Source organism: Bacillus sp. AY18-3 (assembly GCF_008042305.1).
Lineage (GTDB): Bacteria > Bacillota > Bacilli > Bacillales > Bacillaceae_G > Bacillus_A > Bacillus_A wiedmannii.
The window spans coordinates 51268-74617 of the sequence record NZ_QKQR01000027.1 but is presented as its reverse complement, the minus strand read 5'-3'; the positions used below and the strand labels follow the sequence as shown (position 1 = coordinate 74617).

Genomic DNA, 23350 nt, shown 5'->3' with positions numbered 1-23350 from the left:
CACCTCTTTCTAATTTTTTGCACTTTGTAAATTATAATATAATGAAAATATAATTAAAGCGATAGGGTTCATTTAGTTCTCCAATAAGTTAAGGGTTCTATATTTGCTTAGTACAGACACAAACAACCTCACGCCCACATACACATAGTAAAGACCACTATTTTGGCGGAGGTGAAAGGTTTGAGTCTATTCGCCGCAATTGGATATATGGTTCGAGAAGTGTTTGTCTTTGTTTCTTATGTGAAGAATAATGCGTTTCCGCAGCCGTTATCATCAGACGATGAGAGAAAGTACTTAGAGTTAATGGAGCAAGGTGATGCTCAAGCGAGAAATCTGTTAATTGAACATAATTTACGGCTTGTAGCTCATATCGTTAAAAAATTTGAAAACACAGGGGAAGATGCAGAAGATTTAATTTCAATTGGTACAATTGGGCTCATTAAAGCGATCGAGAGCTATTCGGCAGGAAAAGGCACAAAACTTGCGACGTATGCAGCACGCTGTATTGAAAATGAAATTTTAATGCATTTACGTGTACTGAAAAAAACGAAAAAAGACGTTTCACTTCATGATCCAATCGGGCAAGATAAAGAGGGGAATGAAATATCGCTTATCGATATATTAAAATCAGAGTCTGAAGATGTAATTGATATGATTCAGCTTAGTATGGAGTTAGAAAAGATTAAAGAGTATATCGATATTTTAGACGAACGAGAGAAAGAAGTAATCGTGAAGCGTTTTGGACTGGGGCTTGATAAGGAGAAAACGCAACGAGAGATTGCGAAGGCACTTGGTATTTCCAGAAGCTACGTATCAAGAATTGAAAAGCGCGCTTTAATGAAAATGTTCCATGAATTTGTAAGAGCTGAGAAAGAGAAAAAAGCGAAAGAATAATGTACATTGCAAGCAGCCATATTTTAAAATGGGCTGCTTTTCTTTTTGTAAATAAGGAAAGAAAAAGAGTTGTGTTCAGAAGAAATCTATGTTCACTGTTGAAAATGACGGATTCTATCTGTAATATTAGAGGGTGCTAAACAATTTAAGAATAATACCATACTTAGTTTTCCGCATGTATAATGAAACAGTTCTATATGATATGTGGGAATAAGAACCAATTTTACATATGATATAGAAGGAAAAGAAGGGGAAGCTAAAGTTATAGACTGATTAGGAGGTTTCGCAATTTGCGACGTACATTATATCGACTTATGATCGAACTTACAAATGGTCGTTTTACTTCTTATATATTACGTAAATTTGCACAATCTCGTTTGAGCTCTATCATTATTCCATCGTATGCGAAAGTTTTTCAAATTAACCAAGATGAGATGGAAAAGGGTTTGAAGGAATATAGAACATTGCATGAATTATTTACGCGTAAGCTAAAAGAAGGAAAGCGTAGTGTTGATACAGATGCATCGAGTATCGTTAGTCCTGTTGATGGTGTTTTTGCTGATCACGGTCCTATTGAGGACACAAAAACATTTGATATTAAAGGTAAGCGTTATTCAATCGTGGATATGCTAGGTAATGAAGAACGTGCAAAGCGATATGCAGGTGGTACATACATGGTTATTTATTTAAGCCCAAGTCATTATCATCGTATTCATAGTCCGCTTTCTGGTTCTGTGACTGAAAGGTTTGTACTTGGTAGAAAGTCATATCCGGTAAATGCAGCTGGTATGGAATATGGGAAAGAGCCATTGTCAAAAAATTATCGCTCTGTTACAGAAGTAAATAGTGACGGTGAACATATGGCACTTGTAAAAGTAGGGGCTATGTTTGTTAATAGTATTGAGCTGTTGCATGAAAGAGACACTGTTCAAAAAGGTGAAGAAATGGCATACTTTACATTTGGCTCAACAGTTGTGTTATTGTTTGAAAAAGATATGATAGAAGTAGTGCAGGAATTGAAGAGTGGACAAGAGCTTCGTCTTGGTAAAAAAATTGCTACTCGTTCGGCTCATAAGTAAAGAAAACATTTTATAACTGTAAGCAAGAGTTATGGACAAAGATGCTTAATGATGAAATTCCCTAGATGGGAGTACTTGTTTATTCGAGAGCCATCGCAGGATGGCTCTTTTTACAAGTTAGCTCATTAAAATTTCACTTTATATGTAATCAAGACGATTTGACAAGCTTGTCCTCTAATGAGCGTCTAATCATTTCTTGTTTTATAAGTAAAATGAAGTCGGGATTTAATTTTAGTTCTTTTGCTTTATAATAAGACTCAGTGAGTAACTCAGTAGACAACTGTTCCATATATTTTGTTTTCAAGGTGAGTCACCTCCTAATAATTTAAGGATTGATTCGTTGTTGCATTTAATGTACCAAAAAAATATGACAGTCACAAACGAGTGGTTATCCACATACCTAGGTGGATAAAATGTGTATAGATTGTTAGTAAATTCCAAATTGACTGAAAAATTAATGTGGAAAATGTGTACAATTTTATCCACAGGTCATATATCGAAATATGTTGTCGAAAAATTTTTATGAAAACTCCTCAAAGAGGTGAAAGAAATTGAAGCTATTTTTACCAAATGAATATGTGAAAAATGTATATCATGTTCAACCAGAAGATTTGAAAAAACGTGGAATTAAAGGTGTCATTACTGATTTAGATAACACGTTAATTGAATGGGATCGTCCAAATGCAACGCCACAACTTGAAGAATGGTTTTTGAAAATGAAAGAGCAAGGTATTCAAGTAACGGTCGTTTCAAATAATAATGAGCAACGTGTGAAAGACTTTGCTGATCCATTAGGTATTCCATTTATTCATAGTGCGCGTAAACCATTTGTTCGCGCGTTTAAGCGTGCGATACAAGAGATGCACCTGCAACCAGATGAAGTTGTAGTAATTGGAGATCAGTTACTAACGGATGTTTTAGGTGGAAACCGAGTGGGACTTCATACAATTTTAGTTGTACCGGTAGCACAAACGGACGGATTAGTAACGCGCTTTAATCGAAAAATTGAACGAAGAATTATGAGAAATATGAAGAAAAAAGGTTTAATTAACTGGGAGGAATAAAGTTTGACTGAAACAATTAAGTGTATTGGTTGCGGTGTAGAAATTCAAACAGAAGATAAAAACGAAGTGGGATATGCTCCTACCTCATCTTTAGAGAAAGAACAAGTAATTTGTCAACGCTGTTTTCGCTTGAAACATTATAACGAAATTCAAGATGTATCATTAACAGATGATGACTTCCTACGTATTCTAAATGGAATTGGAAAATCGGATGCGTTAGTAGTTAAAATTGTAGATATTTTTGATTTTAATGGTAGCTGGTTACCTGGCCTACATCGTTTCGTGGGAAATAATAAAGTATTACTTGTTGGAAATAAAGCTGATTTAATTCCTAAGTCAGTAAAACATGATAAAGTAAAGCATTGGATGCGCTATAGTGCAAAGCAGCTAGGATTAAAGCCAGAAGATGTCTTTTTAATTAGTGCAGCAAAGGGACAAGGGATTGCTGAGTTGGCAGATGCTATTGAGTATTACCGCGGCGGAAAAGATGTTTACGTTGTTGGATGTACGAATGTAGGAAAATCAACATTTATTAATCGTATGATTAAAGAATTTAGTGATGAGACTGAAAATGTAATTACAACATCTCATTTCCCAGGAACAACACTTGATTTAATTGATATTCCGTTAGACGAAGAATCTTCTTTATATGATACGCCAGGTATTATTAACCACCATCAAATGGCTCATTATGTTGGAAAAGAAAGCTTAAAGCTTATTACACCAACAAAAGAAATTAAGCCAATGGTGTTCCAATTAAATGAAGAACAAACACTATTCTTCAGTGGATTGGCACGTTTTGATTATGTAAGTGGTGGTCGTCGTGCATTTACTTGTCACTTCTCGAATCGTTTAACAATCCATCGTACAAAGCTTGAGAAAGCAGATGAATTGTATAAAAATCATGCTGGGGATTTACTAAGCCCGCCAACACCAGAAGAATTAGAAAATATGCCAGAGTTAGTGAAATACGAATTTAATATTCGTGAACCAAAAACGGATGTTGTATTCTCTGGATTAGGATGGGTTACGGTAAACGAATCGGGAGCAAAAATTGTTGCACACGTACCAAAAGGAGTAAGTGTTTCGCTACGTAAATCTTTAATTTAATATGGAGAGGGATTTATGAAACAATTATATGGTGTAATCGGAAATCCAATTGGACATTCATTATCGCCAGTTATGCATAACGATGCATTTGAACACTTGAATATGGATGCCCATTATCATGCATTTCTTGTTAAAGAGGAAGTGCTAGGGGAAGCAGTAAGAGGTTTAAAAGCATTAGGTATTTCAGGATTTAATGTAACAACGCCGCACAAAGTTGCTATTATGGATTATTTGGATGAGATTGACCCGCTAGCAAAACAAATTGGTGCAGTAAATACAGTGGTTCATAAGGATGGAAAATTGATTGGCTACAATACAGATGGAATTGGTTTTGTCCGAGCGCTGCAGTCAATTAGTAGTGAACCACTTCAGGAGAAACGTATTTTATTGCTTGGCGCAGGTGGTGCTAGTCGAGCTATTTATTTTTCTCTTGCTGATGTAGGTGTGAAAGAGATTGATGTAGCTAATCGTACAGCAGATAAGGCGAAAGAACTTATTGCTGCATGTACGGCTACTGTTAATTCTGTTGCTTTATCGCTAGAAAAAGCAACAGAAGAACAAGGAAATTATGATATTATCATTCAGACGACAACGATAGGTATGCATCCACGCGTCGAATATACGCCATTACAAATTTCTTCGTTAAAAAAAGGGACGATTGTATCAGATATAATTTATAATCCATTTGAAACGAAAATTTTATGTGAGGCAAAAGAGCAAGGTGCAATGATTCAAAATGGTATTGATATGTTTGTCTATCAAGGTGCACTTGCATTTGAAATGTGGACAGGGCGTGTACCGAATATCGATAGAATGAAACAATTAGTTATAAGAAAGCTTGGAGGCTAACATATATGTTAACAGGAAAACAAAAAAGATTTTTACGTGCACAAGCACATCATTTAACACCAATTTTTCAAGTAGGAAAAGGCGGAGTAAATGAAAATATGATTAAACAAATCGCAGATACTTTAGAAGTTCGTGAACTATTTAAAGTAAGTGTGCTACAAAACTGTGAATTCGATCGTCGTGAAGTTGCAGAAGAACTTGCAAAAGGCGCACGTGCTGAAATCGTTCAAGTAATTGGAAGTACAATCGTTTTATACAAAGAATCTAGAGAAAATAAACAAATTAAACTTCCGCGATCAAAAGAATAGCATATGCTATTTTTTATCGTTAGTGCGTAATGATGTAGAGAGCGAAACCAATTGAACTTTTATTAACAGTGAACTCTCTTCGGATAGGAATGAAGAGAGTTACTGTAGGTAAAAGGAAGGGGCGTTTCTTTTGAGAAAAATTGGCATCATTGGCGGTACATTTGATCCGCCACATTATGGGCATTTGCTAATTGCAAATGAAGTATATCACGCTTTGAATTTAGAAGAAGTATGGTTCTTACCGAACCAAATTCCACCACATAAACAAGGACGGAATATTACAAGTGTAGAAAATCGCTTACAAATGTTAGAGCTTGCGACTGAGGCGGAGGAACATTTTTCTATTTGTTTAGAAGAGCTAAGCAGAAAGGGCCCATCTTATACGTATGACACTATGTTACAATTGACGAAGAAGTATCCGGATGTGCAGTTTCACTTTATTATTGGTGGAGATATGGTTGAGTATTTACCGAAGTGGTATAACATTGAAGCGTTACTCGATCTTGTGACGTTTGTTGGGGTTGCAAGACCTGGTTATACATTGCGTACGCCTTATCCTATCACCACTGTGGAAATTCCGGAGTTTGCAGTTTCTTCATCTTTATTGCGTGAGAGATATAAAGAGAAGAGAACATGTAAATATTTACTTCCCGAAAAAGTACAGGTGTATATCGAGAGGAATGGGTTGTATGAATCGTGAGAAAGCACTTCATATTGTCAAACAACAAATGCATGAAAAACGTTATATACACACAATAGGTGTAATGGAGACAGCAATTGAACTTGCTAAGTTATACGGTGTGGATGAAAAAAAGGCTGAAGTTGCAGCTATATTCCATGATTATGCGAAGTGTAGAGCGATTTCTGAGATGGAAGAGATTATTAAAAGTGAAGATTTGCCGAAAGATTTACTTTGTTATAACAAAGAGTTATGGCATGCACCTGTTGGGGCATACTTAGTAGAAAAAGAAGTAGGCATTACGGATCCTGAAATCCTGCAAGCTATTACATATCATACAAGTGGTCATGAGAAAATGACGATGTTAGATAAAGTAATTTATGTAGCTGATTACATTGAGCCTGGGCGAAAGTTTCCAGGGGTGGAGGAAGCTCGTAAACTCGCATATAAGGATATAAATCAAGCTTTATTATTTGCGTTAAAGCGAACAATTCAATTTTTAATGGAAAAAAATCAAACGATTTATCCATTAACATTCCAAACATACAACGCAGTTATCAAGGAGGAAATTAGTAAATGAAAGATAAAGATTTATTAGTATTAGCAGCAAAAGCGGCTGATGATAAGAGAGCAGAAGATATGGTTGTCCTAAATATGCAAGGTATTTCACCAATTGCAGATTATTTCATTATTTGTCACGGTAACTCAGATAAGCAAGTGCAAGCAATTGCGCGTGAAATTAAATCAAAAGCACATGAGTTTGAAATCGACGTACAACGTATGGAAGGTTTTGACGAAGCACGCTGGGTACTAGTTGACCTTGGAGATGTAGTTGCTCATGTATTCCATAAAGATGAGCGTAATCACTATAATTTAGAGCGTCTTTGGGGCGATGTGCCACGTGAGGATATTACAGACGAGCTAGACCAATGAAATACGAACAATTTGCATTGTTGTACGACGAACTAATGAATGATGTTCCTTATGATAAATGGGTGGAATTCACAGAGGAGAGTTTACAGCAAGCGGATATGAAAGAGGCGAAGATTCTTGATGTAGCATGCGGTACTGGTAATGTAACACTTCCGCTTGTACAAAAGGGTTACGATTTAATCGGTGTCGATCTTTCAGAAGAGATGTTAACGGTCGCTCAGCAAAAACTAGGCGGAGAAGGATACTTTATTCCTTTTTACCAACAAGACATGCGAGAGCTTGACGTTCCAGGTGAGTTTGACTGTGTAACGATCTTTTGTGATTCATTAAACTATGTATTGCAAGAAGATGGAGTGCAAGAAACATTTCGAAGAGTGTTTCACCATTTACGTCAAGATGGTTTGTTTTTATTTGATGTACATTCTTTATATAAAATACATCATGTATTTCAAAATGAAACATACACAGTGAATGGAGAAGAAATATCTCTTATTTGGAATTGCTTCCCTGGTGAAGAATCAAATAGTGTAGAACATGATTTAACATTCTTTGTTCAAGACCCAGAAGAAGATGTGTACCATCGTTTTGACGAATGTCACGTGCAACGTGCATATCAGGTCGAAGAGTTAACGACATGGCTTGAAGAAGCTGGTTTTACCGTGCTTCGCGTCACTGGTGATTTTGAGCGACTTGAAGTTACAGAACAAACAGAGCGTATTTTCTTCATGGCGAAGAAAAACGGATAAAACAAAAGCAACCGAGAAGGTTGCTTTTGTTTTGTAAAGAAGTTGTAATTTTAGTTCTAGCATAATAAGAAGATGATATACGTGAAGTGTGAAAATACTAGTTTAGGTGAAAATGTAATGTAAAAAAGTAAGTATTTATAAAAAGGATTTGGAATGACGATGACGTATTTATTATGTGTGTTTATTGAATTGCTGATCGACGCATTTTAAATCTTCATCAAATTTCTCGTGTGTCCGCTCAATTAATTTATGAAACATATCCCCAACATGTTCTTCTAAAACACGAATGCCTTCTCCTGTAACGCCGCCTTTAACACATACTTTTTCTTGTAAAGTAGGCAATGTGAAAATCTCTTTTTCAAGTAGTTTCCCCATTCCAACGACCATTTCACTTACTAAAGTAGTGGCTTCTTCATGTGTAATATTTGTTTTATCTACAGCAGCGTTAATGAAACATTGTAATAAATAACTAAAGAATGCAGGGCCGCAGCTTGCTATATCAGATGAAACGCGCGTTATATCTTCTTCTATCATAAGAGGAGTAGAAATGTTTTTGAATAGGCGAAATAGCTTTTGTTGCCACTCTTCAGAGCATTTACTTCCAAATGTAAATAGTGATGCGCCAGACAGGGCGCGGTTTGTAATGCTCGGAATGATACGTGCAATGTGGCAAGGTACAAGCGTCTCTAATTGTGACGGAGATATTGGACTTGTGATAGAAACTAAGCACTTTTCATCAGAAAAATGTTCAGCGTATTTTTGTAGGATCGGGTATATATCTATCGGCTTTACGCAAATAAAAATAAGATGTGATCGTTCGATTACCTCATCGATAGTTTTGGCGATATGAACAGAAGGGTGTTTTTCCTTTATATGATATGCTTTGGCGGGCGTTCGATTAATCATTGTAAGGCACGAAGGTTTGACAGCACGGGTTTCTAAAAATGCGTCGATTAGTATATTCCCCATGTTCCCTGTCCCTATAATTCCTATGTTCAATGTTTCATCCCTCCTTCGTAACAGCTTTCTCCTAAACAATATGAATGATGTTATAAATTTATGATTAGAGGTGTAAAATGATGTGGGATTTTCCAAAGAAATGGTTAGGATTAGTAGCTATTATTGGAACTGTACTTTTTCTTCTTTTTTGGAAAACGAACCAGCATACAGAGCGAACGGTCATTGCAACGGATGTTCAAGCGAAAGAGCTAGAGAAGAAAAGTAAACCGAAAATATCGGATACAAAGCAGCAGAAAAAAATAATTGTAATTGATATGAAAGGGGCTGTTGTTAAAGAGGGGGTGTATGAAATGAAAGAAGGGGACCGGGTCAAGGATGCTATTGAAAAGGCAGGTGGTTTTTTACCTGAGGCAGATAGGAAGAAGGTAAATTTAGCACAAATGGTACAAGACCAAATGATCCTTTATGTACCGAATGAAAACGAACAAGTGCAAGAGGTAGCTGCTATTGCAAAGGGGGAGGGGAAAGTTCAAATAAATGCAGCTTCTAAAGAACAACTTGAAAAAATTACAGGCATTGGTTCTCGGAAAGCAGAAAGTATTTTGAAATATCGAGAAGAACATGGTCCTTTTCAGAAAATAGAAGATTTGTTGGAGATTGATGGGATCGGTGTGAAGTCATTGGAAAGAATAAAAGATCAAATTATTATTCCGTAAAAGATTGACGAAGTTTTTCTTCATTCGCTACACTACAAGTAGACAAAAAAGTAGGTGAAAAATATGGAACGAATTTCATGGGATCAATATTTTATGACGCAAAGCCATCTGCTATCTTTACGTAGTACATGTACAAGGCTTGCAGTAGGAGCGACAATCGTTCGTGATAAACGAATTATTGCTGGTGGATATAATGGTTCAATTAAAGGTGGCGTACATTGTATAGATGATGGATGTTACGTTATTGATAATCATTGTGTTCGTACAATTCACGCAGAAATGAATGCTTTATTACAGTGTGCAAAATTCGGTGTGAAAACGGAGGAAGCGGAAATTTATGTTACGCATTTCCCTTGTTTACAATGCTGTAAGGCGATTATTCAAAGTGGTATTACAGCAGTTTATTATGCGCAGGATTATAAAAATCATCCATATGCCGTAGAGTTATTTGAAAAAGCGGATGTAACAGTGAAACACGTTCCGCTAGAATATAATATTGCAGCATTAGAGGATCAAAAGCGTCATATGGAGTTAAAAGAACTATTTGCATCTTTAGAAAAAGAAAACTTATCAATGGAAGAATTACAGCATGTATTCACGAAAGCAAAAATGATGCTATAAGGAGTGAGTATAGTTGTATGGACAATGGGGTTATGTTGCAATCTCATTTATCATAGGGATTGCAATTGCCTTTTCCACTTCAGTTTTATTGCTGTGTTGTCTCGTTTTGTATGTTTTCTATTGTTTATACCGTACTTCGCGTAAAACCTTCTTTTTTTGTATGTTAGCGTGTTTTAGTGGCGCTATGTACACTACGTATATTCAAGGGCAAAACAAGCCTCTAGGAGAGTCTTACGAAGTTACAAGGGGGCTAATACAAAATACACCTCTTATTAACGGGGATCGCCTAACATTTCAAGTTGAAGATCAGAATAAAAATATAGTGCAGTTAAGTTACAAAATTAAATCGGCCTTGGAAAAGAAACAACTGCGACAATTACATGCAGGAGTATCATGTGTATTCGAAGGTGAGAGGAAAGAACCACCAATAGCTCGGAACTTTCATGGTTTTAATTATCGTGATTATTTGTATAAGCAAAATATTCATTTCATATTGGAGGCTATACATATTTCTGAATGCCAAAAAACATCGTTGTCACTCGTGCAATGGATTCTTCTTTTGAGACAGCAAGCAATCTCGGGCGTTACAGAAATGTTTCCGGAGCAATCAGGTGCTTTTATGAATGCATTAGTATTTGGTGATAGACAACAAATGACATTTGAAGTTGAAGAGCAATATCAGCAATTTGGTCTTGTACATTTGTTGGCGATTTCAGGATCGCATATCGTATTGTTAATGGTAATTGTGTATTTTATTTTGCTAAGAAGTGGTGTGACGAGGGAGATAGCGACAGTATGTCTTATCTTTTGCATTCCTCTATATATGATTTTAGCAGGAGCATCACCGTCTGTTATAAGAGCTTCTATAACAGGAGTTTTGATGTTGATTGCTTTCATATGTTCTATTCGTTTATCTAGCTTAGATGCTTTAAGCGTTACAGCTATATGTATGCTTATATTTGATCCGTATCTTGTTTTTAATATTGGCTTTCAGTTTTCGTTCGTTGGTAGTTTCGCCTTGCTTTTGTCAGCCCCGCTTTTACTAGATAGTAGCAATGGAGTAATCCGAAATTCCATTTATATTTCTTTTATCTCACAACTCGTTAGTACTCCGATTTTGTTATATCACTTCGGTTATTTTTCTCCATATAGTATTTTTCTTAATATCCTATACGTTCCGTTTTTATCTCTTATTGTATTGCCGTGTAGTATTATCGTTTTGGTATGTATACCGATCGTCCCGTTTCTTGCAAAAGGACTTGCGAATGTACTATCAATAGGTTTGAATCTTTCTAATGATTTTCTAAGTTATTGTGAAAATTTACCGTTTATCCGCCTTGTTTTCGGGCAAACACCTATACTTCTTGTAGCTCTATATTACGCGAGTATTGTTAGTATATTGATGGTTTGGGAAAGGCGGGTGTCGAAGAAAATTATGTTCGTAGCTTCGGGTATATTTTTTTTCGTTTGTACATGTCATTATGTATATCCGTATTTTCGAGAAAGTGGGAGTGTTACATTTCTTGATGTTGGACAGGGAGACGCAATTTTAATTCGCCTCCCGTACGATAAAGAGATTTACCTCATTGATACTGGTGGCACAATGCGTGCAAATAAGGAAGAATGGCAACGGAAAAAGCATGAATTTTCTGTTGGAAATGATATTTTAATCCCTTATTTACAAAAGGAAGGGATTAAAACAATTGATAAATTAATTGTAACGCATGGAGATGCGGATCATATAGGTGCTGCGCAAGAGTTATTATCAAATATAACCGTAAAAGAAGTTGTATTTGGCCGAAAAGAACAAGATGCGGTATTAGAAAAAGTATTAAAGAAACAGGCATTAGAAAAGGAAGTGAAAATAAGTGAAGTGGGGGAAGGAGAGAGTTGGAGCGTAAATGAAGCGGAATTTTTTGTGTTAGCTCCAACAGGAAAAGCGAGAAGTGAAAATAATGCTTCAATTGTAATATGGGCAAAATTAGGAGGGGCAACGTGGCTGTTTACAGGTGATTTAGAAGAAGAAGGAGAGAAATTTTTAATAGCTACGTATCCAGATTTACGGGCGGATGTTTTAAAGGTTGCTCATCATGGGAGTAATACGTCATCTATAGTGCCTTTTTTGAGCGCTGTACAGCCTGATGTAGCGATTATTTCTGTCGGTGAGCGTAATAGGTATGGGCATCCTCATAAGGAAGTGATAGAGCGTTTGGAGAAGATGGGGATTGAAATATGGCGTACGGATAAGCAAGGCGCTATTTCCTATGTTTTTAAAGTGGAACACGGAACCTTTCGTAGCAAAATCACATATGATGAAACACATGATAGATAAAAAAGAAGACTGCCAGTAAGCAGCAGTCTTTAAGAACCGATAAATTTAATAACAGTTGCAATGATGAAAAGTGTTGCGAAAAAACCAAATGAGACGATAAATCCTACCCCTGAATCAATAGCGTCATTGCGTTTACTTTGAACGTTCTGTTCAAAATCATTCATTTAGAATCCCTCCCCAACATTCCACTTTAGTATAAAATATTGTCAGAAAAAAATCTACAATTTCCATGTGAAGAGAAATCGAGCGTTTTTACTACTTTAGATCATTAAGGAACGCGAGTTTTTTGTTTCCAAGCATGTTAACAGTTGGCACTTATACTCGAATTTTTATTGTGAATAATAAAGGGAAGGTGATTACCGCACACCAATAAGAAACCCGGGGCTTATTGCGTGGCGTTTAATATAAATAAAGGAACGGGTCATAAAGCCTGTTCCTTTGTACTTGTAAAACGAAAGCTAGGGCATTAGTATAAATATATATTGCCAAGTTAGGGAGTAGGAAAAAGTATGAGTGATATACATAAAAAGATTAAAAAGAAGCAGTTTGCTCCAGTGTATTTACTGTATGGAACGGAAGCGTTTTTTATAAATGAAACGATAAAGCTTATTACAACAGAAGCGCTTGAAGAGGAAGATCGCGAGTTTAATGTTGTGACATATGATTTAGAAGAAGCGTATTTAGAAGATGTGGTTGAGGATGCACGTACACTTCCTTTTTTCGGGGAACGTAAAGTGATATTAATAAAATCACCACTATTTTTAACTTCACAAAAAGAAAAATTAGAGCAAAATATAAAAATTTTAGAAGAATATATTGGGGAGCCTTCTCCATTTTCTATTCTTGTTTTTGTTGCGCCTTACGAAAAACTTGATGAACGAAAAAAAATTACAAAACTATTAAAGAAAACAGCGGATGTAGTAGAAGCGAATGCGATGCAAGTGCAGGATGTTCAGAAGTGGATTGTTGCTCGTGCAGATGAAGTGCATGTGCATATAGATAATGCAGCTGTTAGTTTGTTGTTAGAGCTTGTGGGAAGTAATGTAACGATGTTGGCGAAGGAAATGGACAAGTTAACGTTATACGTCGGTATGGGCGGAGAGATTACACCGAAACTCGTTGGGGAGCTTGTGCCAAAATCGGTTGAACAAAATGTGTTTGCTTTGACAGAAAAAGTGGTAAAAAAAGATATCGCGGGTGCGATGCAAATTTTGGATGGATTATTTACGCAGCAAGAGGAACCAATTAAACTGCTTGCGTTATTAGTAAGTCAATTCCGCTTGCTCTATCAAGTGAAAGAGTTACAGCAACGTGGTTATGGACAAAATCAAATTGCGTCTCATATTGGTGTGCATCCATATCGTGTAAAGTTAGCGATGAATCAAACGAAGTTTTTCTCTTTTGAAGAATTAAAAAAAGTGATTATAGAATTAGCGGAAGCTGATTATAGTATGAAGACTGGAAAAATGGATAAGAAACTTGTACTTGAGTTTTTCTTAATGCGGTTAAATCATATGTGATGAAACAAAAAGTTCACGTGCTTAGCACGTGAACTTTTTGTATATAAAAAAACGATCCAAATGGATCGTTTTTTAAACGCCTTACGCGTTTACTTGTTTCGCTAAGCGAGATTTTTGACGAGCTGCAGCGTTTTGGTGGATAAGACCTTTACGAGCTGCTTTGTCAAGTTTTTTAGAAGCAGTTTTGAAAGCTTCTTTAGCATTTTCAAGATCGTTATTAGTAACTAAAGCTTCTACAGTTTTAACAGCAGAACGCATGTCAGACTTGATAGAAGCGTTATGTGAACGACGCTCTTCGCTAAGTTTAGCGCGTTTGATAGCAGATTTGATGTTTGCCATACTTTTCACCTCCCTGGTGCAATCGAATGACTCGATTCTTAACATAGAACAAGTGATATTCTATCAAACGGTGAAGAGAATTGCAATAGTATATCAATGAAATTTCACGTAAAGGAAAGAATGACCTTATATAACTTTGGGAAATCTAACGATATTTACTATGAATTACGGAGGAGATACGATGAAAGAACCATTAGATTTAAGTAAATATAGTGTTAGAACGGACCTTGCTGTAGAGGCACATGAAATGCTGCAAGAGAGTCAAGAAGAGCAAAAAGGGATACAAGGAGTTATTGTCAAAGAGAGGGAAGAAGAAGGTATTACCATTACAAAAGTAACGATTGATGAAATTGCCTCTGAATCGATGGGTAAAAAACCTGGGAGTTATTTAACGCTTGAAGTACAAGGCATACGTCAACAAGATACGGAACTGCAACAAAAAGTAGAGCGCATTTTTGCAAAAGAATTTTCTTATTTCTTAGAAGAGGTTGGCGTTACGAAAGAAGCGAGTTGTTTAATTGTTGGTCTTGGGAATTGGAATGTAACGCCAGATGCGCTTGGACCAATCGTTGTAGAAAATGTATTAGTAACGAGACATTTGTTTCAATTGCAGCCTGAAAGTGTAGAAGAAGGGTTTAGGCCTGTTAGTGCAATTCGGCCGGGGGTAATGGGAATTACAGGAATCGAAACGAGCGATGTCATTTATGGAATCATTGAGAAGACGAAGCCAGACTTTGTCATTGCAATTGATGCATTAGCTGCCCGCTCTATTGAACGAGTAAATAGTACGATACAAATTTCTGATACGGGAATTCATCCTGGATCGGGTGTTGGGAATAAGCGTAAGGAACTTAGTAAAGAGACATTGGGTATTCCTGTTATCGCGATTGGTGTTCCGACTGTGGTTGATGCAGTTTCGATTACAAGCGATACAATTGATTTTATTTTGAAACATTTTGGACGGGAGATGAAAGAAGGAAACAAACCTTCCCGTTCTTTGTTGCCAGCCGGTTTTACATTTGGAGAAAAGAAAAAATTAACAGAAGAAGATATGCCGGATGAAAAGAGTCGGAATATGTTTTTAGGTGCTGTAGGTACACTGGAAGATGAAGAGAAGAGAAAATTAATTTATGAAGTGTTATCTCCTCTTGGTCATAATTTAATGGTGACTCCGAAAGAAGTGGATGCTTTCATAGAGGATATGGCGAATGTAATAGCGAGTGGTTTAAATGCAGCCTTGCATCATCAAATTGACCAAGATAATACAGGAGCATATACACATTGATGGGAAGAGACGATAATCGTTTAAGCCGTTTTTCGCTTTTATGTATATGTAGTGCGGCCTTATGTTTACTTATGATAATAGCAGGGGTGGCACTTGCTAATCATGGTTTGAAAAGTATGAAAGGTTATCAGCAAATGTCGTATGAACAAATCGCTCATATGACAGGAACAGAGGGTGCGGGTGCTGAATCAGAAATTTTGGGAAGTTCGTTTTCCGTTGCTGAAAAACAAAAACAATTAGAAAGCTTAAAAAGCTTTAATGTTGTAGAAGGAATTGGTATGGCAATAGCAAGTGCTACTTATGAAGTAACAAAGTTCGGAACGGATATAGTTGTTGGGAAAGTGAGAGAGATTTTTAGTTAAGGGTAGCAGGAAGAACGGTTGTCTTACCATTTTGTACGACAGCCGTTTTTAAATTTGAAAAAGGTTTGTCTCTTATGGTTTGTTCGCATAAGATATAGATAGAATGATTTGTATTGTAAGCAGCACGAGTTTTCATTGAATCTTTGCTGCTCTATTGATATAATCAGTGCTAGTGTATATTGGCGAGACTATTAGGAGTTGAGAACATAGATGAACAAAGAAGAAAGAGCAAAAAGACAGTCCAAAATCCGTAATTTCTCTATCATTGCTCATATTGACCACGGAAAATCAACGTTAGCAGACCGTATTTTAGAGAAAACAAACGCGTTAACACAACGTGAAATGAAAGCTCAATTGCTTGACTCTATGGATTTAGAGCGTGAGCGCGGTATTACAATTAAATTAAATGCAGTACAACTAACGTATAAAGCGAAAGACGGTGAAGAGTATATTCTTCACTTAATCGATACTCCAGGACACGTCGACTTTACGTACGAAGTATCTCGTAGTTTAGCGGCTTGTGAAGGTGCGATTCTTGTTGTGGATGCAGCACAAGGGATTGAGGCGCAAACATTAGCGAACGTATATTTAGCGCTTGATAATAATTTAGAAATATTACCAGTTATTAATAAGATCGACTTACCAAGTGCGGACCCAGAACGTGTACGTCAAGAGGTAGAAGATGTAATTGGTTTAGATGCATCGGAAGCTGTACTTGCTTCAGCGAAAGCTGGTATTGGTATTGAAGATATTTTAGAACAAATCGTTGAAAAGGTACCAGCTCCAACAGGGGATTCAGAAGAGCCTTTACAATGTATGATTTTCGATTCTTTATATGACCCGTACCGCGGTGTAATTGCATATATCCGTGTTGTAAATGGAACGGTAAAAGTTGGCGATAAAGTACGTATGATGGCAACTGGAAAAGAATTTGAAGTAACAGAAGTAGGTGTGTTTACACCGAAAACAACGCAACGTGACGAGTTAACAGTAGGTGATGTAGGTTTCTTAGCAGCATCTATTAAAAACGTAGGTGATACACGCGTAGGTGATACAATCACACATGCAAAACGTCCGGCTGCAGAGGCGTTAGCAGGTTATCGTAAATTAAACCCGATGGTATTCTGTGGTTTATATCCAATCGATTCTGCACGTTACAACGACTTACGTGATGCGTTAGAAAAATTAGAGTTAAACGATTCTGCTCTTGAGTTTGAACCAGAAACATCTCAAGCACTAGGATTTGGTTTCCGTTGTGGTTTCTTAGGACTTCTTCACATGGAAATCATTCAAGAACGTATTGAACGTGAATTTAAAATCGATTTAATTACAACAGCACCAAGCGTTATTTATAAAGTTTATTTAACGAACGGTGAAGATGTTATTGTTGATAATCCATCTAATATGCCAGATCCACAGTCTATTGATCGTGTAGAAGAGCCGTTTGTGAAGGCTTCAATTATGGTTCCGAATGACTATGTTGGAGCTGTAATGGAAATTTGCCAAGGTAAACGTGGAACGTTTATTGATATGCAATATTTAGATGAAACACGTGTTACACTAACATACGAAATCCCGTTATCAGAAATCGTATATGACTTCTTCGATCAGTTGAAATCAAATACGAAAGGATATGCATCGTTTGACTACGAGTTAATTGGCTACAAACCATCGAAACTTGTGAAAATGGATATTCTTTTAAATAACGAACAAGTCGATGCTCTATCATTTATCGTACACCGTGATTCAGCGTATGATCGTGGTAAAGTAATCGTAGAGAAATTAAAAGAATTAATTCCAAGACAACAGTTCGAAGTACCAATTCAGGCGACTATCGGAAACAAGGTTGTAGCACGTTCTACAATTAAGGCGATGCGTAAAAACGTACTTGCGAAATGTTACGGTGGTGACATTTCTCGTAAGCGTAAACTTCTTGATAAGCAAAAAGAAGGTAAAAAACGTATGAAGTCTGTTGGTTCTGTAGAAGTACCGCAAGAAGCATTCATGGCTGTACTGAAAATGGATGACAACTAATAATTGATTGTTATTTCATGCGGATTGAGATAAAAAAAGAAGTCGTTTATACGGCTTCTTTTTTATGTATAATTACTTTTTAGACAACGTAGCTTCTCTCATTTACAATAGTGAGGTGGCTATATTTATGAATGATTGATATAGAGTTAGGAGACTATTAATGTCCGAAAATATTCGAAAAGATATTCACGAAAAAATACAAAATGGCAATTTTAATTGTGAAAAGGAATTGACGCTTTCTATTATTAGCGGGAAGTGGAAAGTTGTGATACTGTGGCATCTTGGTGTGGAAGGGCCTCATCGTTTTAGTGAATTACAACGATTATTCCCAAGCATTTCTCATAAAGTTTTGTCGAACCAATTAAAAGAGTTAATGGAAGATGGGATTGTTGACCGAACAGTATACCCAGAAATTCCTCCGCGAGTAGAGTATTATATGACGGAATTAGGCATGTCGCTTTTACCGATCGTTGAAATGATGTATGATTGGGGAAAAATGCGAATGGAACAAATTCGTAATACGTTAGAGAAGTGAAGATTCCTCCGGAGTGCGGAGGTTTTCTTTTTAGAAAGGTAGGAGTTATATTTGGTTCAAGCTGCATATATTCATATTCCATTTTGTCAGCATATTTGTCACTATTGTGATTTTAATAAAGTGTTTATTGAACGCCAACCGGTCGATCAATATTTAGAGTATTTAGAGAAAGAAATAATAAATACAGTTCAAAAAGTACCGTTTGATAGTATGAAAACGATTTTTGTTGGTGGAGGAACTCCGACAGCGTTAAATATGGAACAGACAAAAAAGTTACTAGATATTATAAACCGTCGCTTACGTCCGTTTGCTCCAAATTGTGAATTAACATTTGAAGCGAATCCAGGTGATTTACCAAAAGAGAAGTTAAATGTATTGCTAGAAGGTGGAGTGAACCGAATTAGTTTTGGTGTGCAAACATTTCGGGATGAGTTGCTTGAGAAAATTGGGCGTAAGCATACGAGGGAAGATGCATTTGTAGCAATTAGAGAAGCGCAGGAAGTGGGCTTTAAAAATATAAATGTAGATATTATTTATGCTCTGCCAGGGCAGACGATAGAAGATGTAAAAGAAACATTAGACATTGCTTTTACGCTTGGTGTACAACATTTCTCAGCATATTCATTAATTGTGGAACCGAAAACTGTGTTTTATAACTTAATGAATAAAGGGAAATTAAGACTTCCAGGTGAAGATCATGAAGCAAAAATGTATGAAATGGTAATGGATGAAATGGAGAAACACGGCTATAGCCAGTATGAAATTAGCAATTTCTCAAAAGGTGATAATGAAAGTAGACACAATCTCACATACTGGAATAATGAGGAGTATTATGGATTTGGAGCTGGAGCGCATAGTTATGTAAATGGAGAACGTATTCAAAATGTAGGGCCGCTCAAGCAATATTTCAATAAAATCGATGAAACTGGATTTCCGTATTTAGATGTTCACGCGGTGACGGAGAAAGAAAGAATGGAAGAAGAGTTGTTCTTAGGACTTCGAAAAACACAAGGTGTATCTAAAATATTGTTTCAAAAGAAATTTAATATGGAGATGAATCAAGTTTTCGCGAAGCAGTTGCAAAAAAATCAAGAACAAGGATTGCTTGAAGAGAAAGATGGATATGTTCGTTTAACGCGAAAAGGAAAATTATTAGGGAATGAAGTATTCCAATCATTTTTGATTGACTAATTAAATGTTCCATAAACGTGAAAAAGTTTCATTATTTCGTGACGTTTCCGTTGACAATTGAATGTCAATTTTGGTAAGTTATTAATAGATTTAGCACTCGAAGACAAAGAGTGCTAACAGAGGTGATGATGAGATGCTTACGGAACGTCAGCTCTTAATTTTACAAACAATTATTGATGACTTTATTGGATCAGCGCAACCTGTTGGGTCGAGGACGTTGGCTAAGAAAGATGAAATTACGTTTAGTTCAGCTACTATTCGAAATGAAATGGCTGATTTAGAGGAACTAGGATTTATTGAGAAAACGCATAGTTCTTCAGGACGTGTTCCTTCTGAAAAAGGATATCGTTTTTATGTAGACCATCTTTTAGCGCCGCAAAACTTACCGAACGATGAAATTGTACAAATTAAAGATTTATTTGCTGAAAGAATTTTTGAAGCGGAAAAGATTGCACAGCAATCGGCTCAAATTTTATCAGAGCTTACGAATTATACGGCCATTGTTCTTGGACCGAAGTTAAGCACAAATAAACTTAAAAACGTACAAATTGTACCGCTTGATCGTCAAACTGCAGTCGCTATTATTGTAACTGATACAGGGCATGTACAAAGCAAAACGATTACCGTTCCGGAATCTGTTGATTTATCAGATTTAGAAAAAATGGTTAATATTTTAAATGAAAAGCTGTCGGGTGTACCAATGGCAGAACTGCATAACAAAATCTTTAAAGAGATTGTTACAGTTTTACGTGGATATGTTCATAATTACGATAGTGCAATAAAAATGTTAGATGGTACATTTCAAGTTCCTTTATCGGAAAAGATATACTTTGGAGGCAAAGCAAATATGCTCTCGCAACCAGAGTTCCATGACATTCACAAAGTAAGATCCTTGCTGACGATGATTGATAATGAAGCCGAGTTTTATGACATTTTGCGTCATAAACAAGTAGGTATTCAAGTGAACATTGGTAGGGAAAACTCTGCGACGGCCATGGAAGATTGTAGTTTAATTTCTGCAACATATTCGATTGGAGAAGAACAGCTTGGAACAATTGCTATTTTAGGTCCGACAAGAATGCAATACTCTCGGGTAATTAGTTTGTTACAGTTATTTACGAGACAATTTACTGATGGACTTAAAAAGTAAATGAGAGTAATACATTCGCTCAAGTAATGAAATTTTCATTGCTGTGTGTAATATATAATGCTTAAGGAATTGTGTTCAGCATAATACCTAATACCTTTTAAGGAGGTGAATATTGTGGAAGAGCGTAACGAACAAGTGGTAGAAGAAGTAAAAGAAGCGCAAGTTGAAGAAGCTGTCACGACAGAAAACAGTGAAAAAACTGTAGAAGAAAAAAGTGAGGCTGCTCTTTTACAAGAAAAAGTAGATGAGTTACAAGCGAAGCTAACGGAAACGGAAGGTCGCACATTACGTCTACAAGCTGATTTTGAAAATTATAAGCGTCGTGTCCAAATGGATAAACAGGCTGCTGAAAAATATAGAGCACAAAGTCTAGTTTCAGATATTTTGCCAGCTCTTGATAATTTTGAAAGAGCGATGCAAGTGGAAGCAACTGATGAGCAAACGAAATCCTTGTTACAAGGTATGGAAATGGTGCATCGTCAATTGCTAGAAGCGTTGACTAAAGAAGGCGTTGAAGCGATTGAAGCTGTTGGTAAACAGTTTGATCCTAATGAACACCAAGCTATTATGCAAGTGGAAGATAGTGAATTTGAATCAAACGCGGTAGTTGAAGAATTCCAAAAAGGTTATAAACTAAAAGACCGTGTGATTCGCCCATCAATGGTAAAAGTAAATCAATAATTTACATAAAAGTAGGAGGATTCGCCATGAGTAAAATTATCGGTATTGACTTAGGTACAACAAACTCTTGTGTAGCTGTTATGGAAGGTGGAGAACCAAAGGTTATCCCAAATCCAGAAGGAAACCGTACAACACCTTCTGTTGTAGCTTTCAAAAATGAAGAGCGTCAAGTTGGGGAAGTTGCAAAGCGTCAAGCAATTACAAACCCAAATACAATCATGTCTGTTAAACGTCATATGGGTACAGACTACAAAGTAGAAGTTGAAGGTAAAGATTATACACCTCAAGAAATTTCTGCAATCATTTTACAAAACTTAAAAGCTTCTGCTGAAGCATACTTAGGTGAAACAGTAACGAAAGCTGTTATTACAGTACCTGCATACTTCAACGATGCAGAACGTCAAGCAACAAAAGATGCTGGTCGTATCGCTGGTTTAGAAGTTGAGCGTATCATTAACGAACCAACAGCAGCAGCGCTTGCTTACGGTTTAGAAAAACAAGATGAAGAGCAAAAAATCTTAGTATATGACTTAGGTGGCGGTACATTTGACGTATCTATCCTTGAGTTAGCAGATGGAACATTCGAAGTTATTTCAACTGCTGGTGACAACCGTCTTGGTGGAGATGACTTTGACCAAGTTATTATTGACCACTTAGTAGCTGAGTTCAAAAAAGAAAATAACATTGATTTAAGCCAAGATAAAATGGCACTTCAACGTTTGAAAGATGCAGCTGAAAAAGCGAAAAAAGATCTTTCTGGCGTAACACAAACACAAATTTCATTACCATTCATTAGTGCTGGAGCTGCTGGTCCATTACACTTAGAATTAACGTTAACAAGAGCGAAATTCGAAGAGATTTCAGCAGGTCTTGTTGAAAGAACGTTAGAGCCAACTCGTCGTGCATTAAAAGACGCTGGTTTTGCTCCAAGCGAATTAGATAAAGTTATCCTTGTTGGTGGATCTACTCGTATCCCAGCTGTACAAGAAGCTATTAAACGTGAAACTGGTAAAGAACCATATAAAGGTGTAAACCCTGATGAAGTTGTAGCATTAGGTGCTGCAGTTCAAGGTGGCGTACTTACTGGTGATGTAGAAGGCGTACTATTATTAGACGTAACTCCACTTTCTTTAGGTATTGAAACTATGGGTGGTGTGTTCACGAAATTAATCGAGCGTAACACTACAATTCCAACAAGTAAGTCACAAGTATTCTCAACAGCTGCTGATAACCAACCGGCAGTAGACATTCACGTATTACAAGGTGAGCGTCCAATGTCAGCTGACAACAAAACATTAGGTCGTTTCCAATTAACAGACCTTCCACCAGCACCACGTGGTATTCCACAAATCGAAGTAACATTCGATATTGATGCGAACGGTATCGTTAACGTACGTGCAAAAGACTTAGGAACAAGCAAAGAGCAAACTATTACAATCCAATCTTCTTCAGGTCTTTCTGATGAAGAAGTAGATCGTATGGTACAAGAAGCGGAAGCAAATGCTGACGCTGACCAAAAACGTAAGGAAGAAGTTGAACTTCGTAACGAAGCTGACCAACTTGTATTCCAAACGGATAAAGTTGTAAAAGATTTAGAAGGTAAAGTGGATGCGGCTGAAGTTGCAAAAGCAACAGAAGCGAAAGAAGCATTACAAGCTGCGATCGAGAAGAACGAGCTTGAGGAAATCCGTGCGAAAAAAGACGCTTTACAAGAAATTGTACAACAATTAACTGTTAAATTATACGAGCAAGCTCAAGCAGCTGCAGGGCAAGCAGAAGGTGCACAAGGAGCACAAGATGCTGGCGCGAAGAAAGACAATGTAGTAGACGCTGAGTTCGAAGAAGTAAAAGAAGATAAGTAATATAAATAAGTAAGATGACAAAAAGTCAAAGTCAAGCGTGCCTTGACTTTGGCTTTTTTCACGAATGAAAAGAAAAGTGTGAGGTTCTTAAGTTTTTTAC

General features: G+C 36.7%; 26 protein-coding genes. 22 read left to right on the top strand and 4 right to left on the bottom strand.

Annotated elements, in window-relative coordinates; translation table 11 throughout:
• The first annotated feature begins 180 nt into the window (after nucleotides 1-180).
• Both sigK and DM800_RS21495 read left to right on the top strand, forming a co-directional pair.
• On the top strand, nucleotides 181-894 hold the full coding sequence (gene sigK / locus DM800_RS21500; protein WP_000051382.1) for an RNA polymerase sporulation sigma factor SigK: 714 nt from the start codon (nucleotides 181-183) through the stop codon (nucleotides 892-894).
• 290 nt (nucleotides 895-1184) lie between these two features.
• Nucleotides 1185-1973 carry a phosphatidylserine decarboxylase gene (locus DM800_RS21495; protein ID WP_088123419.1) on the top strand — a complete coding sequence of 263 codons (789 nt, stop codon included), beginning with the start codon at nucleotides 1185-1187 and terminating at the stop codon, nucleotides 1971-1973.
• 148 nt (nucleotides 1974-2121) lie between these two features.
• On the opposite strand, the gene sda is transcribed toward DM800_RS21495, so the two are convergent.
• Complete coding sequence (sda, locus tag DM800_RS21490) at nucleotides 2122-2277, bottom strand: sporulation histidine kinase inhibitor Sda (protein WP_000853283.1); 156 nt, start codon at nucleotides 2275-2277, stop codon at nucleotides 2122-2124.
• Nucleotides 2278-2524: 247 nt separating this feature from the next.
• On the opposite strand from sda, the gene DM800_RS21485 reads away from it, so the two are divergent.
• From DM800_RS21485 to DM800_RS21450, 8 genes are all read left to right on the top strand, one after another.
• On the top strand, nucleotides 2525-3037 hold the full coding sequence (locus DM800_RS21485) for a YqeG family HAD IIIA-type phosphatase (RefSeq protein ID WP_000765308.1): 513 nt from the start codon (nucleotides 2525-2527) through the stop codon (nucleotides 3035-3037).
• Between the two features lie 3 nt (nucleotides 3038-3040).
• A complete protein-coding gene (gene yqeH / locus DM800_RS21480; protein ID WP_000140797.1) occupies nucleotides 3041-4147 on the top strand; it encodes a ribosome biogenesis GTPase YqeH in 1107 nt (368 codons plus the stop codon).
• 15 nt (nucleotides 4148-4162) lie between these two features.
• Nucleotides 4163-4996: a shikimate dehydrogenase gene (aroE, locus tag DM800_RS21475; protein WP_000812092.1), complete on the top strand. Its 834-nt coding sequence runs from the start codon at nucleotides 4163-4165 to the stop codon at nucleotides 4994-4996.
• Nucleotides 4997-5001: 5 nt separating this feature from the next.
• Complete coding sequence (gene yhbY, locus DM800_RS21470) at nucleotides 5002-5304, top strand: ribosome assembly RNA-binding protein YhbY (RefSeq protein WP_000955225.1); 303 nt, start codon at nucleotides 5002-5004, stop codon at nucleotides 5302-5304.
• Nucleotides 5305-5434: 130 nt separating this feature from the next.
• On the top strand, nucleotides 5435-6004 hold the full coding sequence (nadD, locus tag DM800_RS21465) for a nicotinate-nucleotide adenylyltransferase (RefSeq protein WP_001226041.1): 570 nt from the start codon (nucleotides 5435-5437) through the stop codon (nucleotides 6002-6004).
• Nucleotides 5994-6563, top strand: a complete 570-nt coding sequence (gene yqeK / locus DM800_RS21460; protein ID WP_001078361.1) for a bis(5'-nucleosyl)-tetraphosphatase (symmetrical) YqeK — start codon at nucleotides 5994-5996, stop codon at nucleotides 6561-6563. Before nadD ends, yqeK begins: the two co-directional genes overlap by 11 nt.
• Entirely contained in the window at nucleotides 6560-6916 is a 357-nt protein-coding gene (rsfS, locus tag DM800_RS21455) for a ribosome silencing factor (RefSeq protein ID WP_000653202.1), read from the top strand. Before yqeK ends, rsfS begins: the two co-directional genes overlap by 4 nt.
• Nucleotides 6913-7662 (top strand): class I SAM-dependent methyltransferase, encoded by a 750-nt coding sequence (locus DM800_RS21450; protein WP_000873071.1) that lies wholly within the window; start codon nucleotides 6913-6915, stop codon nucleotides 7660-7662. Before rsfS ends, DM800_RS21450 begins: the two co-directional genes overlap by 4 nt.
• A gap of 171 nt (nucleotides 7663-7833) precedes the next feature.
• Here the strand turns inward: DM800_RS21450 and comER are convergent, their stop codons facing one another.
• Nucleotides 7834-8661: a late competence protein ComER gene (comER, locus tag DM800_RS21445; protein WP_001020561.1), complete on the bottom strand. Its 828-nt coding sequence runs from the start codon at nucleotides 8659-8661 to the stop codon at nucleotides 7834-7836.
• A 77-nt stretch (nucleotides 8662-8738) separates the two neighbouring features.
• Here comER and DM800_RS21440 point away from each other — a divergent pair, with 77 nt between their 5' ends.
• The 3 genes from DM800_RS21440 to DM800_RS21430 all read left to right on the top strand — a co-directional run bounded on the left by DM800_RS21440 (nucleotide 8739) and on the right by DM800_RS21430 (nucleotide 12291).
• On the top strand, nucleotides 8739-9338 hold the full coding sequence (locus tag DM800_RS21440; protein WP_000989940.1) for a helix-hairpin-helix domain-containing protein: 600 nt from the start codon (nucleotides 8739-8741) through the stop codon (nucleotides 9336-9338).
• Between the two features lie 63 nt (nucleotides 9339-9401).
• Nucleotides 9402-9959: a ComE operon protein 2 gene (locus DM800_RS21435; protein WP_000439780.1), complete on the top strand. Its 558-nt coding sequence runs from the start codon at nucleotides 9402-9404 to the stop codon at nucleotides 9957-9959.
• Between the two features lie 13 nt (nucleotides 9960-9972).
• Nucleotides 9973-12291 carry a DNA internalization-related competence protein ComEC/Rec2 gene (locus DM800_RS21430; RefSeq protein ID WP_147787554.1) on the top strand — a complete coding sequence of 773 codons (2319 nt, stop codon included), beginning with the start codon at nucleotides 9973-9975 and terminating at the stop codon, nucleotides 12289-12291.
• Between the two features lie 29 nt (nucleotides 12292-12320).
• Here DM800_RS21430 and DM800_RS21425 read toward each other — a convergent pair whose 3' ends face one another.
• On the bottom strand, nucleotides 12321-12455 hold the full coding sequence (locus DM800_RS21425) for a YqzM family protein (RefSeq protein ID WP_000997609.1): 135 nt from the start codon (nucleotides 12453-12455) through the stop codon (nucleotides 12321-12323).
• A gap of 345 nt (nucleotides 12456-12800) precedes the next feature.
• On the opposite strand from DM800_RS21425, the gene holA reads away from it, so the two are divergent.
• Nucleotides 12801-13811, top strand: coding sequence for a DNA polymerase III subunit delta (gene holA, locus DM800_RS21420; RefSeq protein WP_001279932.1), 1011 nt, complete (start codon nucleotides 12801-12803; stop codon nucleotides 13809-13811).
• Nucleotides 13812-13892: 81 nt separating this feature from the next.
• On the opposite strand, the gene rpsT is transcribed toward holA, so the two are convergent.
• Complete coding sequence (rpsT, locus tag DM800_RS21415; RefSeq protein ID WP_001274014.1) at nucleotides 13893-14150, bottom strand: 30S ribosomal protein S20; 258 nt, start codon at nucleotides 14148-14150, stop codon at nucleotides 13893-13895.
• A gap of 181 nt (nucleotides 14151-14331) precedes the next feature.
• Here rpsT and gpr point away from each other — a divergent pair, with 181 nt between their 5' ends.
• The 8 genes from gpr to dnaK all read left to right on the top strand — a co-directional run bounded on the left by gpr (nucleotide 14332) and on the right by dnaK (nucleotide 23250).
• The gene (gene gpr, locus DM800_RS21410) at nucleotides 14332-15435 is read left to right on the top strand and encodes a GPR endopeptidase (protein WP_000662625.1); all 1104 of its coding nucleotides are present in this window, start codon (nucleotides 14332-14334) and stop codon (nucleotides 15433-15435) included.
• A complete protein-coding gene (locus tag DM800_RS21405; protein WP_002107663.1) occupies nucleotides 15432-15797 on the top strand; it encodes a YqxA family protein in 366 nt (121 codons plus the stop codon). Before gpr ends, DM800_RS21405 begins: the two co-directional genes overlap by 4 nt.
• 210 nt (nucleotides 15798-16007) lie before the next feature.
• Nucleotides 16008-17831, top strand: coding sequence for an elongation factor 4 (gene lepA, locus DM800_RS21400; protein WP_001030960.1), 1824 nt, complete (start codon nucleotides 16008-16010; stop codon nucleotides 17829-17831).
• Nucleotides 17832-17991: 160 nt separating this feature from the next.
• Nucleotides 17992-18366, top strand: a complete 375-nt coding sequence (locus DM800_RS21395) for a winged helix-turn-helix transcriptional regulator (protein WP_001293536.1) — start codon at nucleotides 17992-17994, stop codon at nucleotides 18364-18366.
• Nucleotides 18367-18417: 51 nt separating this feature from the next.
• Nucleotides 18418-19557 carry a radical SAM family heme chaperone HemW gene (gene hemW / locus DM800_RS21390; RefSeq protein ID WP_000249446.1) on the top strand — a complete coding sequence of 380 codons (1140 nt, stop codon included), beginning with the start codon at nucleotides 18418-18420 and terminating at the stop codon, nucleotides 19555-19557.
• Between the two features lie 133 nt (nucleotides 19558-19690).
• Entirely contained in the window at nucleotides 19691-20707 is a 1017-nt protein-coding gene (gene hrcA / locus DM800_RS21385) for a heat-inducible transcriptional repressor HrcA (protein ID WP_000954947.1), read from the top strand.
• Nucleotides 20708-20821: 114 nt separating this feature from the next.
• Entirely contained in the window at nucleotides 20822-21388 is a 567-nt protein-coding gene (gene grpE, locus DM800_RS21380; protein ID WP_000392716.1) for a nucleotide exchange factor GrpE, read from the top strand.
• Nucleotides 21389-21414: 26 nt separating this feature from the next.
• Nucleotides 21415-23250 carry a chaperone protein DnaK gene (dnaK, locus tag DM800_RS21375; protein WP_000034697.1) on the top strand — a complete coding sequence of 612 codons (1836 nt, stop codon included), beginning with the start codon at nucleotides 21415-21417 and terminating at the stop codon, nucleotides 23248-23250.
• Nucleotides 23251-23350: the final 100 nt, after the last annotated feature.